The 13,250-nt window shown below is 46.0% G+C and carries 8 protein-coding genes, 1 tRNA gene and 3 rRNA genes; 9 read left to right on the forward strand and 3 right to left on the reverse strand.

The annotated features are described in order from the left end of the window. Positions 1 to 74 precede the first annotated feature (74 nt). The 4 genes from AAAA78_RS08205 to AAAA78_RS08220 all read left to right on the forward strand — a co-directional run bounded on the left by AAAA78_RS08205 (position 75) and on the right by AAAA78_RS08220 (position 4,411). Positions 75 to 1,076: an LLM class flavin-dependent oxidoreductase gene (locus AAAA78_RS08205; RefSeq protein ID WP_340591354.1), complete on the forward strand. Its 1,002-nt coding sequence runs from the start codon at positions 75 to 77 to the stop codon at positions 1,074 to 1,076. 87 nt (positions 1,077 to 1,163) lie between these two features. Continuing rightward, entirely contained in the window at positions 1,164 to 1,928 is a 765-nt protein-coding gene (locus AAAA78_RS08210) for a gluconate 2-dehydrogenase subunit 3 family protein (RefSeq protein ID WP_340591356.1), read from the forward strand. A gap of 9 nt (positions 1,929 to 1,937) precedes the next feature. After that, positions 1,938 to 3,701, forward strand: coding sequence for a GMC family oxidoreductase (locus AAAA78_RS08215; protein ID WP_340591357.1), 1,764 nt, complete (start codon positions 1,938 to 1,940; stop codon positions 3,699 to 3,701). 2 nt (positions 3,702 to 3,703) lie between these two features. Then, complete coding sequence (locus AAAA78_RS08220) at positions 3,704 to 4,411, forward strand: c-type cytochrome (protein ID WP_340591359.1); 708 nt, start codon at positions 3,704 to 3,706, stop codon at positions 4,409 to 4,411. Between the two features lie 16 nt (positions 4,412 to 4,427). Here AAAA78_RS08220 and AAAA78_RS08225 read toward each other — a convergent pair whose 3' ends face one another. Both AAAA78_RS08225 and AAAA78_RS08230 read right to left on the reverse strand, forming a co-directional pair. Beyond that, complete coding sequence (locus AAAA78_RS08225) at positions 4,428 to 4,655, reverse strand: hypothetical protein (RefSeq protein ID WP_340591361.1); 228 nt, start codon at positions 4,653 to 4,655, stop codon at positions 4,428 to 4,430. 20 nt (positions 4,656 to 4,675) lie between these two features. Next, a complete protein-coding gene (locus AAAA78_RS08230; RefSeq protein ID WP_340591363.1) occupies positions 4,676 to 5,425 on the reverse strand; it encodes a DUF4423 domain-containing protein in 750 nt (249 codons plus the stop codon). Between the two features lie 935 nt (positions 5,426 to 6,360). Here AAAA78_RS08230 and AAAA78_RS08235 point away from each other — a divergent pair. From AAAA78_RS08235 to AAAA78_RS08255, 5 genes are all read left to right on the forward strand, one after another. Next, positions 6,361 to 7,874: ribosomal RNA gene (locus tag AAAA78_RS08235) — 16S ribosomal RNA — on the forward strand. Positions 7,875 to 8,037: 163 nt separating this feature from the next. Then, a tRNA-Ile gene (locus AAAA78_RS08240) sits at positions 8,038 to 8,114 on the forward strand. 120 nt (positions 8,115 to 8,234) lie between these two features. Then, positions 8,235 to 11,175, forward strand: a 23S ribosomal RNA gene (locus AAAA78_RS08245). Positions 11,176 to 11,447: 272 nt separating this feature from the next. Next, positions 11,448 to 11,564, forward strand: a 5S ribosomal RNA gene (rrf, locus tag AAAA78_RS08250). The 16S, 23S and 5S rRNA genes sit together here with 1 tRNA gene alongside, the layout of an rRNA operon. Before the next feature lie 592 nt (positions 11,565 to 12,156). Next, positions 12,157 to 12,573 (forward strand): DMT family transporter, encoded by a 417-nt coding sequence (locus AAAA78_RS08255; RefSeq protein ID WP_340591365.1) that lies wholly within the window; start codon positions 12,157 to 12,159, stop codon positions 12,571 to 12,573. Between the two features lie 34 nt (positions 12,574 to 12,607). Here AAAA78_RS08255 and AAAA78_RS08260 read toward each other — a convergent pair whose 3' ends face one another. Beyond that, the gene (locus tag AAAA78_RS08260) at positions 12,608 to 13,222 is read right to left on the reverse strand and encodes an NADPH-dependent FMN reductase (RefSeq protein ID WP_340591366.1); all 615 of its coding nucleotides are present in this window, start codon (positions 13,220 to 13,222) and stop codon (positions 12,608 to 12,610) included. Positions 13,223 to 13,250: the final 28 nt, after the last annotated feature.

The following is a 13,250-nucleotide window of genomic DNA, read 5'->3' on the forward strand; positions in this document are numbered from 1 at the left end:
TGGCGACAATAATATATTTTCGTGGATAAATGTATCCAAAATTGTTACAATAAGATCGTTTTAAAGGTGATCTTATGAAAAAACTCTCTGACGTTCAGCTTTCGGTTCTAGATTTAGCTCCTGTGGCTCAAGACAAAACCATTTCTGATTCCTTCAAAAACACTCTGAATTTAGCCCAATATGTGGAGCGCTTGGGGTATCATCGCTTTTGGTTGGCTGAACATCACAACTTAGAAGGAATCGCTAGTGCCGCAACATCGGTTCTTATCGGTTACGTCGCAGGTGGAACTTCAAAAATTCGCGTGGGCTCAGGTGGCATTATGCTTCCTAATCATGCGCCTTTAGTTATCGCAGAACAATTTGGAACGTTAGCAACTCTTTATCCTGATCGCATTGATTTAGGTTTAGGAAGAGCGCCAGGAACAGACGGTCTCACAATGCGCGCCTTGCGAAGAGAAATGACGGGCAGGGAAGCAGAGTTTTCAGATCTCGTTAAAGAACTTCAATATTATTTTGCGCCCGTTCACGAAGGTCAAAAAGTTCGCGCCATTCCAGGCGCCGGGATTGCTGTGCCCTTGTGGCTTTTAGGTTCCAGTCTTTATAGTGCACAATTGGCGGCGGAACTCGGCTTACCTTATGCTTTCGCAGGCCATTTCGCGCCGGAACTGATGATGCAAGCAATAGACATTTATCGTGTAGGCTTTAGACCTTCCAGTGTTTTAGAAAAACCCAAAGTCATGGTTGGCGTTCAGGTTTTGGCAGCTGACACGGATGAGAAAGCCAATTTGTTAGCAACCACAGTCTATCAAAGATTCTTAGGCATCATCCGCAATCAAAGAGTCTCCTTGCAACCTCCCGTGAAAAGTATGGATGGCTTATGGGGGCCTGCCGAAAAAGATCTCGTGCTTTCGCGTCTTCGCACCTCCGTGATCGGAAACCCACAAAAAGTTCGTGAAGGCTTGCAAAAACTTATCAATAAAACCGAGGCTGATGAACTCATCATTGTTTCCGATGCCTACGATCATCAAGATCGTCTGCGTTCATTTGAAATTATCAAGGAAGTCACACGCGAATAAAGTTCTCTTGTTTGTTTGCAGTCTTCAGGATCAAAGTTAGACAATCGTATGTGAATGAACGGTACTGATCCTCATTGGAGGATGACCGTGAGCAATGTTGAAGACAAAGACGCCGAATTTTCCAGAAGGGACGCAATAAAAATCGCCGCGACAGGATTTTTAGCAGCTCTCCCTCTAACAACAGCCGTAGCAAAAGCTGAAGCCGTTGTTGAAAAAACAAAAGCACCTCCCAAAATTAAAAAACCAAAAATCACCTATACATTTTTAAATCGCAACGAAGCGGCCTTTATCGAAGCGGCTATCTCTCGTCTTATCCCTGCAGATGAAAGCTGGGGTGGAGCCTTGGAAGCTGGCGTCTCAAACTACATTGATAAGCAACTCGGCGGCAGTTGGGGTGCCGGAGAACGCCTCTATCGCAGTGGCCCCTGGTTACCAGGAACGAAAAGCCAGGGTTATCAACTTCCTTACACTCCCGCAGAGCTTTTCAGAACAGCTCTGAAAGCCCTTGAAAAAGATTTTTCTAAAAAAACACCGTTCGCCAAAATGACAGCGCAACAACAAGACGAATTTTTAAAAAAACTAGAGAGTGAAGACCGCGATCTTGATGGAGTTCCTTCCAAAGTTTTTTTCTCCTCCCTCTTGCAGATCACGATGGAAGGCTTTTTCAGCGACCCAGTTTATGGAGGGAATCAAAACATGATTTCCTGGCGCATGATTGGTTTCCCTGGCGCTTACGGAAGCTACTACGATATCGTCGATAAACACGGCATTAAGATCTCTCGTGCTCCAATCAGTCTTGCAGAAGACTCCATGGGGCATGTGCACGCCAATCCAAATATTCCGGCAAGATAAGGAGTTCCTATGGCCACGAAATTAAAATCAGTCAATGTCGTTACAATCGGAGTCGGTCTTGCGGGCTCCATCTTAGGAAAAGAACTTGCAGCTTCAGGATTAAAAGTCGTAGGCCTCGAACGTGGTTCTATGCGCGACACAGTTCCCGACTTTCAATCACCGAATATGCACGATGAACTTCGTTTTGCTGTTCGTAAAGGCCTTATGCAAGACAATGTAAAAGAAGCCATCACAGCCCGTAACAACGTGAACGAGACGGCTCTTCCTATGCGCCGCTGGGATAGTTTTCTCCCGGGAACGGGTGTCGGTGGAGCTTCCGTTCACTGGAATGGACAAACATTTCGTTTTCAGGTCGCCGATTTTATTTCTAGATCCTATCATGAACAAAAATACGGGAAAAAATTTATCGATCCGGAATTGCGCATTCAAGATTGGGGAGTCACGTACGACGATTTAGAAAAACACTTCGATCGTTTTGAATATCTCTGCGGGACCAGCGGAAAAGCCGGAAACATCAAAGGAAAAATTCAGCCGGGGGGAAATCCCTATGAAGGGTGGCGCTCGCGCGAGTACCCAACTCCTCCGATGAAAGAACCTTACTTCGCAGCTCTCTTCGGAAAAGCAGCGAGAGAACTCGGCTACAAAACATTTCCTCAACCATCATCGAATTTAAGTCAGCCCTACGTCAATCCGGAAGGGCTCGCAATGAATGCTTGTGTCTTCTGCGGTTTCTGTGAACGCTTTGCCTGTGAGCATTACGCAAAATCAAGCCCTCAAACGATGATTTTGCCGTTAGCTCTTAAAAATCCAAACTACGAATTGCGCACGGGCTGCCAAGTTTTAAAAATCAATTTGGACAGCACCAAGAAAAAAGCGACAGGAGTCACTTACGTCGACAGTGCCGGAAGAGAATTTGAACAACCCGCCGATCTCGTTCTTGTAACAGCATTCGCCGTGAATAACGTCCGTCTTCTTTTGTTGTCAGGCATTGGACAGCCTTATGATCCGCAAACCGAAAAGGGCGTGGTCGGTCGAAACTACGCTTATCAAACAATGAGCAGCGCCCAGGTCTTTTACGACGAAAATGTGAACATCAATCCTTTCATGGCGTCTGGAGCCAATGGCACTATGATTGATGATTTCGGCGGAGAAAGTTTTGATCACGGTCCGCATAAATTTATCGGCGGAGCTTATGTCGGCTCAATCATGACAAACGGTCGACCGATTGAATTTCATCCAACACCACCTGGAACGCCGGCTTGGGGACTAGAATGGAAAAAGGCCGTTGCGAAACACTATAATCACACCGTGGCTTTAAATATTCACGGCAGCTCCAGTTCCAGTCGCTGGAATTATTTGGATCTTGACCCAACGTACAAAGATGCGTGGGGACTGCCACTTCTGCGAATGACTTTTGATTTTCCAGATAACGACATCCGCATGGCCAAATTTGTGACTGAAAAAACAAAAAAAATCGGCGAAGCCATGGGAGGAAAAACCGTCGTAGCCACCGCAAGGCAAAAACCATGGAACACCACAGTTTACCAAACAACTCATACAACGGGTGGCACCGTCATGGGAAATGATCCCAGCACGAGCGTTGTAAACCGCTACCTGCAAAGCTGGGATGTGCCCAATGTGTTTGTTATTGGCGCTTCCAATTTCCCTCAGAACGCCGCGTACAATCCAACAGGAACCGTCGGAGCTCTGATCTACTGGTGTCTTGATGCGCTTAAAGAGAAATACTTAAAAAAACCGGGACCATTGGTGTAGTTATGAATAAAGAAACTCTTTTTACAATTCTACTTCTTCTCGGCGTTTCAGTGGGAATTGCTATCGCCCAGCAGTCTCCCTCCGAAGGACCTCAAACTCAATGGACCACGAGCGAGGAAGATATTCAAGCTGGAGAGAAAATCGCGAAGGAAGGAACGAAATCCGGAGCAACCGCCTGCTTTGTCTGCCACGGTTTAAAAGGTAGCGAAAACCTCACCGGCCAGTTTCCGCGCATTGCTCAGCAGCCAGCGTTGTATCTTGCGACTCAATTAAAAGACTACGCGACCGGAGTTCGTATCAACTCTGTGATGGAGCCAATCGCAAAAAACCTAAGTGAAGCGGAAAGAAAACAAGTCGCAGCTTATTATTCATCCCTAGAGATGGCTTCCAAAAAACTCTCGTCTAAAATCAAAGGCGACATCAAAAGAGGACAAATTCTTGCAACGGTAGGCGATGCAAAGATCCGTCTGCAAGCCTGCAATAACTGCCACGGTCCCGGAGGTATTGGTTTGGCTCCCGCGATTCCTTATCTCGCAGGACAGTTCGGTGCTTACATTGAAACCCAGTTAAAAGCCTGGAAGTCAGGACAAAGAAAAAACAGTCCCGGTCAAATGAACGACATCGTGCAAAGGCTCGATGAAAAAGACATGGCGGCGTTAGCTGCATACTTTGAACAAGTGCAACGAACGCCACCAAAGAAGGTCCGCTAAAAAGTGGACCTAAAAATTATTTCTGCGGCGTTGTCGCAGGGCTGTCTGACTTTTTCTCGTCGCGAATATACTCGCGACATTCATCAGCAAACGGGCTGTAACGCAAATCAATCACTTTTGCGAGTTCTTCACAGAACTTATTGCCAACAGTGCCGTGAGCCTCTTGGCCATCTTTTCTAGTGGCATGACTCAATTGTGCCGTCAGCAGTACCGAAAGAGTTAAAAGAGAAAAAAGCTTTTTCATAAATCCCCCTCAGGATTAAATTAATTTTCTTCAACAATAGGAAAAAGACTGATGCTCATCTGGAAAACACGGTCTTTCTTTTCTCCGGATTCCAAGAACACCATCAGCTCACGACGGAAAGCCGCGATCTTTTTCTTAGCCTCTTCAAGACGGTCACTATCTCCACAAAGTGTGATCGTCGAGTGACTGCGCTTTTCAAAAGGAATATCATCCAGAGCTTCGATAGCTTGTTGATTGATCTGCTTTTGAATTTTCTTAAAGGCCGCTGACGTAAATGGATTCGTCGTCGTTGTGCAGTTTTCATTCACACGCAGGCGAGCGTTCTCATCTAAGGACAGTAAGCCCATTCTTAAAAGCTTTTGAATCGCTTCAGCAACGTCTTGAACAGGAACTTTCAGGCGTTGCGCGATCCACGCAGGATCAGAAACAAAATAATCTAAGTGAGTCATCTCAAGAATGGCATAGTGAAACCAATCTGAAATCACATCAAACTCTGTCTCACTCAAAGCTTTAAAAGCGCCATCACCAACACCGTAGCCTGCAAGACCCTTATAGTACTCAATTTGCGTGCGAGTGAGATTCAAGGGGCCGCTTAACTTATCAATCGTCTTAGAAGTGATAGGTCTTTTCGATGCAAAGATTTTGGAAAGAAAAGAAGAGTCGATTCCCAAGAAACGTGCGTAGGCTCTTAGAGAATACAGACGATTCTTCTGCATTCTTTTTTGATATTCTTTTTGCAATAAAGTTTTAAAGTCTTTTTGAATTTCCATCGAGGGCGTTTTTATCAAAAAAATTTTTGCTTGCAACTAAATCAGAGTGAGGACGAGCTTGTACTCACTCTGAGAATTGCATTTTTAATGTTCTTCAAGGAGGAATTTTCCCTCTAGGAATGGCTCTTTCATGAGTTGTGTACAGACGTGGCCGCGAAATTGAATCCCCAATGAAAAGCATTAGAAGAAATAAAAACGCATTTATTGAATCTGAGAGAAGTCATACATTGTTGGCATTAAGATTGACGAAAGTTCTCGAGAATAAAATTTTGCGAAAAACTCCCGCGCGAATTTTTAATGAAGATAATTATAAAATTTATACGAAAAAAGGCGGCGTCTTCTTTAGGCGCGACAGTAAAAGCCTTAGTTAAAAGAAGGCGTGGAAGAGAATCTTTATATAAGAGCCGTGATTGAATCGTAGAAAAACGCCGGAGCTGCGAGTTTTTATCTATATTGATGCCGATTTTGGGCGCCTTTGCGCAAAGATCAGGCAAATAACACTCCGCTATGCCCAGTTCATGAGCATGAACAAAAAAGCTTGCAAGGTCACAGAATTCAAACTATAACCGCATCTCTCTTCGACGATTCAGTTTGTATCCAAACAGATGTAGAAGCTAACTATTTGATTTGTATTCAAAAAGTTTGCTCGCGTCTTCGTTGAAGAACACGAATCTTTCTTCGAATAATTTATGTTATAAATTAATTTCGAAAAAATGATTTTGGGGTGTTGACAAGGGCTTCGGTCTTCGATACAACCTCTACCTCGTCGCTATGAAACATTAACGACGAGCAAGAATTCGCTCTTTGAAAACTGAATAGCTAGATAGAAAAGATTTTTGGGCTCTTTGAATGATGAGTAATTATCATTCGCAATTTCAAAAAATAAATTCGAACAAACACAGCGTAAGCTAGTTGTTTGGTTGAGAACAGAATTATAACTGGAGAGTTTGATTCTGGCTCAGAACAAACGCTGGCGGCGTGCCTAATACATGCAAGTCGAACGGGGAAAGCTTTCGGGTGAGTACTAGTGGCGCACGGGTGAGTAACGCGTGGATAATCTGCCTTGAAGAGGGGGATAACTAGTCGAAAGATTAGCTAATACCGCATAAGACCACAAGAACTGAGGTTCAAGGGGTCAAAGGTTTTTCGCTTCAAGATGAGTCCGCGTAAGATTAGCTAGTTGGTGAGGTAATGGCTCACCAAGGCAACGATCTTTAACTGGTCTGAGAGGATGATCAGTCACACTGGAACTGAGACACGGTCCAGACTCCTACGGGAGGCAGCAGTAGGGAATATTGCACAATGGAGGAAACTCTGATGCAGCGACGCCGCGTGAGTGATGAAGGCCTTCGGGTCGTAAAGCTCTGTCGCAGGGGAATAACACAATGAATGTACCCTGTAAGAAAGGATCGGCTAACTTCGTGCCAGCAGCCGCGGTAAGACGAGGGATCCTAGCGTTGTTCGGAATCATTGGGCGTAAAGCGGGTGTAGGTGGCTTTGTAAGTCAGGTGTGAAAGCCTAGGGCTCAACCCTAGAAGTGCATTTGATACTGCGAAGCTTGAGTGCTAGAGAGGTTACTAGAATTGTTGGTGTAGTGGTGAAATACGTAGATATCAACAGGAATACCGGTGGCGAAGGCGGGTAACTGGCTAGACACTGACACTCAGACCCGAAAGCGTGGGGATCAAACAGGATTAGATACCCTGGTAGTCCACGCCGTAAACGATGGATACTTGTTGTTGGAGGTATTGACCCCTTCAGTGACGAAGCTAACGCGTTAAGTATCCCGCCTGGGGAGTACGGTCGCAAGATTAAAACTCAAAGAAATTGACGGGGGCCCGCACAAGCGGTGGAGCATGTGGTTTAATTCGATGCAACGCGAAGAACCTTACCTAGGCTTGACATGTACAGGAAGATTGGCGGAAACGCCGTCGCCCGCAAGGGTCTGTACACAGGTGCTGCATGGCTGTCGTCAGCTCGTGTCGTGAGATGTTGGGTTAAGTCCCGCAACGAGCGCAACCCCTGCATTTAGTTGCCAGCATTCAGTTGGGCACTCTAAATGGACTGCCGGTGTTAAACCGGAGGAAGGTGGGGATGACGTCAAGTCCTCATGGCCCTTATGCCTAGGGCTACACACGTGCTACAATGGTGGTCACAAACTGAAGCGAAGCCGCAAGGTGGAGCAAATCGGAGAAAAGCCATCTAAGTTCAGATTGATCTCTGCAACTCGAGATCATGAAGTTGGAATCGCTAGTAATCGCGGATCAGAATGCCGCGGTGAATACGTTCCCGGGCCTTGTACACACCGCCCGTCACACCATGAAAGTCGGCTGTACCAGAAGTCGCTGCGCTAACCGCAAGGGGGCAGGCGCCCAAGGTATGGTCGATGATTGGGGTGAAGTCGTAACAAGGTAGCCGTAGGGGAACCTGCGGCTGGATCACCTCCTTTCTAAGGATTATCCGGTCAATCTTCACTAAGACATGTTCTTAGTAAGTTAAAATGACCCAATCTTAGGTCAACTTACTCTTCCCGAGTAAGTGAGTCCCAAAAATCTCATCTAGCTGTTTAGTTTTGAAAGAGTGAATTTCTCTTTATTTCTCGCATCTAACAAGGGCCAGTAGCTCAGTTGGTTAGAGCACACGCTTGATAAGCGTGGGGTCGGAAGTTCGAGTCTTCCCTGGCCCACCAACTAATGAGTTGGACTGTTAAGTGTGAGTGATAGAAGAGAGATGACACGCGAACGATTTTCGTTCTTTGACAATTGAATAGATTGATTTAGTTGATTTTTAGCGAGGTTAGTTCCATTTTTTTTAAGCTACAAAGGGCTTACGGTGGATGCCTTGGCACTAAGAAGCGATGAAGGACGTGGTAAGCTGCGATAAGCTTCGGGGAGTGGCACACACACTTTGATCCGGAGATGTCCGAATGAGGAAACTCATCATTTTATGATATCATTCACTGAATACATAGGTGTCTGAAGCTAACGAGGGGAAGTGAAACATCTCAGTACCCTCAGGAAGAGAAATCAATTCCGAGATTACCCCAGTAGTGGCGAGCGAACGGGTAACAGCCTAAACCTTTTTCATTTATTTGAAAGAGGGGTCGTGGGACCGCGATGTGGGACCGGAGAAGTTAGAGTAACAGTCTGGAAAGTCTGGCAAGATAGGGTGATAGCCCCGTACTCGAAAACTTCAAAGGCCCTAGCGGCATCCCGAGTACCACAAGACACGTGAAATCTTGTGGGAATCTGTGAGGACCACCTCATAAGGCTAAATATTCCTTAGTGACCGATAGAGAACAAGTACCGTGAGGGAAAGGTGAAAAGAACCCCGAGAGGGGAGTGAAATAGAACCTGAAACCGTAAGTCTACAAGCAGTTAGAGCCCTTTATATGGGCGATAGCGTACCTTTTGCATAATGAGTCAGCGAGTTATGTTTGCATGCGAGGTTAAGCCGTTGCAGGTGGAGCCGTAGCGAAAGCGAGTCTGAATAGGGCGATTTAGTATGCAGGCATAGACCCGAAACCCGGTGATCTAATCATGGACAGGTTGAAGCGGAGGTAACACTCCGTGGAGGACCGAACTAGTTGAGGTTGAAAACTCTTTGGATGATCTGTGATTAGGGGTGAAAGGCCAATCAAACTGGGTGATAGCTGGTTCTCCCCGAAATATATTTAGGTATAGCGTCGAGTAAAAAATATCGTGGAGGTAGAGCACTGAATGGGCTAGGGGTCTTTACCGGATTACCAAACCCAAATAAACTCCGAATGCCACAGATATGTTCCTCGGCAGGCAGACTCAGGGTGATAAGGTCATGAGTCGAGAGGGAAAGAGCCCAGACCAACAGCTAAGGTCCCTAAATGCACGCTCAGTGGAGAACGTTGTGGAGTTACTTTGACAACTAGGAGGTTGGCTTAGAAGCAGCAATCCTTTAAAGAAAGCGTAATAGCTCACTAGTCTAGTGACTCTGCGCGGAAGATACAACGGGGCTAAGCGTGTTACCGAAGCTTTGGATTAAAGTATTTTATATTTTAGTGGTAGGGGAGCGTTCTAGTGTAGGATGAAGGTTGACCGGTAGGACAGCTGGACGAACTAGAAGTGATCATGCTGACATAAGTAGCGTTGAACTCGGGTGAAAAACCCGGGCGCCGAAAACTCAAGGATTCCTGGGTAAAGATAATCTTCCCAGGGTTAGTCGAGACCTAAGATGAGGCCAATTGGCGTAATCGATGGCAAAACGGTTAATATTCCGTTACCTAACAGATTGTGATTAAGGAATGACGGTGTAGGATATCACAGCCCATTATTGGATTTGGGTGTAAGCATGTAGGAGGATCAGTAGGCAAATCCGCTGGTCGTAACTCTGAGGTGTGAATGCGAGGGACTCGTCCCGGAAGTGTGAAAAGCCATGCATCCAAGAAAAGTTTCGTAATTTTAGATTTGTTAGCTCGTACCGTAAACCGACTCAGGTGAGTGGGGTGAATATCCTAAGGCGATGGGGTGAATTTTGGTCAAGGAACTCGGCAACTTAACACCGTAACTTCGGGAAAAGGTGTGCCTGAGAGAGTGTAAGGATTTACTCCCCAAGCTTTTTCAGGTCGCAGAGAAATGGGAGTAGCGACTGTTTATCAAAAACACAGGTATGTGCAAAGTCACAAGACGAAGTATACATACTGACGCCTGCCCGGTGCTGGAAGGTTAAGAGGATTTGTTAGCGCAAGCGAAGCAGAGAATCGAAGCCCCAGTAAACGGCGGCCGTAACTATAACGGTCCTAAGGTAGCGAAATTCCTTGTCGGGTAAGTTCCGACCTGCACGAATGGCGTAACGACTTCTCCGGTGTCTCGACCAAATGCCTCGCGAAATTGAATTCTCGGTGAAAATGCCGAGTACCCGCAGAAAGACGGAAAGACCCCGTGAACCTTTACTGTAGCTTGGCAGTGATTTTAGAGTTGGCATGTGTAGGATAGGTGGGAGACTTTGAAGCAGGGGCGCTAGCCCTTGTGGAGTCAACCTTGAAATACCACCCTTGGCAACTTTGAAATCTAACCTGCTCCTCTATACGAGGAGAGGGACACTGTCTGGTGGGCAGTTTGACTGGGGCGGTCGCCTCCCAAAAAGTAACGGAGGCGCGCGATGGTCCCCTCAGCCTGATTGGAAACCAGGCGTCGAGTGCATTGGCATAAGGGGGCTTGACTGCGAGACCTACAAGTCGAGCAGGTGCGAAAGCAGGCCAAAGTGATCCGGTGGTCCCGCGTGGAAGGGCCATCGCTCAACGGATAAAAGGTACTCCGGGGATAACAGGCTTATTCCATCCAAGAGTCCATATCGACGATGGAGTTTGGCACCTCGATGTCGGCTCATCACATCCTGGGGCTGGAGCAGGTCCCAAGGGTTTAGCTGTTCGCTAATTAAAGTGGTACGCGAGCTGGGTTCAGAACGTCGTGAGACAGTTTGGTCCTTATCTTCTGTGGGCGTATGAGATTTGAGCAGACCTGTCCTTAGTACGAGAGGACCGGGATGGACGAACCTCTGGTGTTCCTGTTGTCGCGCCAGCGGCAATGCAGGGTAGCTATGTTCGGAACTGATAACCGCTGAAAGCATCTAAGCGGGAAGCAGACTGCGAGATTAGATCTCACTGGGGCTTCGGCCCCCTAAAGACTCCTTGGAGACTACGAGGTTGATAGGCGGAAGGTGTAAGCACGGTAACGTGTTCAGCTGATCCGTACTAATAGGTCGTGAGGCTTTTTTAAATTTTTCTTCTTAACATAGTTAACGAAGATTTCGTTTCTAAGACCTCTTTTTAAGAGCGAGAAACTAGCTCTCTGAATAAGTAAGAGAGTGATTAATTTGGGACTAACCAACCTTACTCTGACACGATCAGAGTAAGTCGCTAAAAATCAGCTAAATCAATCATTCAGTTGTAATGATAAAAGAAGTAACTTCTCCATTTGGATTGGAAGTAAGTTGCAAAGAACGAAAAGGTTAGTGTAAGAAGCTAACCACTTTGATTAATAAACGCTTTGCTGGTGTTTATAGCAGAGGGGCCACACCTGATCCCATTCCGAACTCAGAAGTTAAGTCCTCTTGCGGCGATGGTATTGCACGGGCGACCGTGTGGGAGAGTAGCACGACGCCAGCTCTATTTTACTTGAACCCGGGTTACTAACGTAATCCGGGTTTTTTTTTGACTAAATCTGTTGCGGGTCACTCGTTTCCGTCAATTTTGATATCGACCTTCTCGCGAGCTTTCTTTGTTCATTCGACATTAATAGCGTGGTTTGCTGTAATGACTTTCCGTTGACCTCTTTGGCAAAGTTCAAGGACACTCCAAGAAAATTATTGAGCCGCCGAAAGTTATGAATGGTGGACTCGCACAGAGGTTCACTTAGAGTCATCTGCCTTTTCATTTTTGTTTGTGAAAATGCCTCAAATCGAGAAACAAAATAAACAATAGTATGTAAAAACAAACAGAAAATAGACTAATTGAGCCCGCAGTGTCTCGCACTTAATTGTTGGAAATTATTGGTGAATATTAATGTGGTCGAGTCGTAAGAGCTTTTTTCAAAGGGCTATGGTATTCTAGTTATATCAAATACAGGAATCATTTCCTGTTCGCTTTTTAAGTCTTTTTTTCGACTGATTCAAAAAAAGATCTCTCGGGGATTCGCCCGAGCACGGGATGAAAAAAACTGAATACAGTAAGAAAGGGTCGAGATGCGACAGGGTGTCTTATGGCATACGCATATCTGGCAGCAGCCATTATCTTTGAGGTATTGGGAACAATCACAATGAAATATTCGGAGGGATTCACAAAGGTGGTTCCAATCATACTCACGCTGGTATGTCATGGAATCTGCTTTGTGGCTCTCGCCGTTGCTTTGAAATCACTACCTATCAGCATGGTCTATGCGATTTGGGCCGGCGTAGGAACAGCAATAATGGCTCTTATCGGGCTTATGATGTTTAACGAGCCGCTGCCTTTGCAAAAGGTTTTAGCGACAAGTCTTATTATCGCGGGTGTTGTCTTGCTGAACGTCGCTGATAAAAAACCTGCTGAAGAGCAAGTGGCTAAAGTTGAAGCTACAAAAGTTATTAAACAGAAACCTTCTTCGACGGTGGAAGCTGCTCCGCAAAGAAATTCCGGTTAGTATCTCCAATTTGAAAATTGAGCCAATTCCATCATCAATGGTGGGATTGGCTTTTTTGTTGTTCTTCGAAGAACTCTCCGAGTCTATCAAATGGCGTTTCTATTCTTGAAGCGTAGTGAACAAAATCGGTGATGATTTTTGTAAGCAGTTGCAGCTGTTTGGGGTCTTTGAGTTTGTCGTTTTCATCGAAAGCTTCGTCAGCATGCGCGACACCGAAGTAGTCGGGGTAAACGAAAGCTCCGAGGATGTGAAAGGGTACGCGGTCGTGAATATTGCCGCGAACGGCTCCGAGGCGTCCTGGTGAGGCTCCTATCAAACAAATCTGCTTCTTTCTGACAGGAACAGGGTCCAATCGCGAAAGCCAATCAATGGCGTTTTTAAACGTTCCAGGCATGCTGCCGTTGTATTCGGGACTAGAGATGATCACAGCGTCGGCTTCTTCAAATTTTTTTGCGAGCTTTAAAACTCCCTCGGGAATGCCGTAAAATTCTTCGATATCACCGTTGAACATTGGCATGGGGAATTCGTTGAACTCATGAAGTTCGACATCATGAAGCTGCATGGATTCGACTATTTCAGCGGCGATGCGGATAAGCTTCTTATTGTAAGAACCTCGGCGTAAAGAGGCTGCAAAAAGAAAGATCTTCATGGGCGCACCTCGCTTCACTCAATTCTCA

Origin of the sequence: Bdellovibrio sp. BCCA (assembly GCF_037996825.1) — a bacterium.
Lineage (GTDB): Bacteria > Bdellovibrionota > Bdellovibrionia > Bdellovibrionales > Bdellovibrionaceae > Bdellovibrio.

Bases quoted from the DNA above. Each gene is read 5' to 3' on its own strand.
- AAAA78_RS08205 (WP_340591354.1), top strand. From the start codon at position 75: ATGAAAAAACTCTCTGACGTTCAGCTTTCGGTTCTAGATTTAGCTCCT.
- AAAA78_RS08215 (WP_340591357.1), top strand. From the start codon at position 1,938: ATGGCCACGAAATTAAAATCAGTCAATGTCGTTACAATCGGAGTCGGT.
- AAAA78_RS08220 (WP_340591359.1), top strand. From the start codon at position 3,704: ATGAATAAAGAAACTCTTTTTACAATTCTACTTCTTCTCGGCGTTTCA.
- AAAA78_RS08225 (WP_340591361.1), bottom strand. From the start codon at position 4,655: ATGAAAAAGCTTTTTTCTCTTTTAACTCTTTCGGTACTGCTGACGGCA.
- AAAA78_RS08230 (WP_340591363.1), bottom strand. From the start codon at position 5,425: ATGGAAATTCAAAAAGACTTTAAAACTTTATTGCAAAAAGAATATCAA.
- AAAA78_RS08255 (WP_340591365.1), top strand. From the start codon at position 12,157: ATGGCATACGCATATCTGGCAGCAGCCATTATCTTTGAGGTATTGGGA.
- AAAA78_RS08260 (WP_340591366.1), bottom strand. From the start codon at position 13,222: ATGAAGATCTTTCTTTTTGCAGCCTCTTTACGCCGAGGTTCTTACAAT.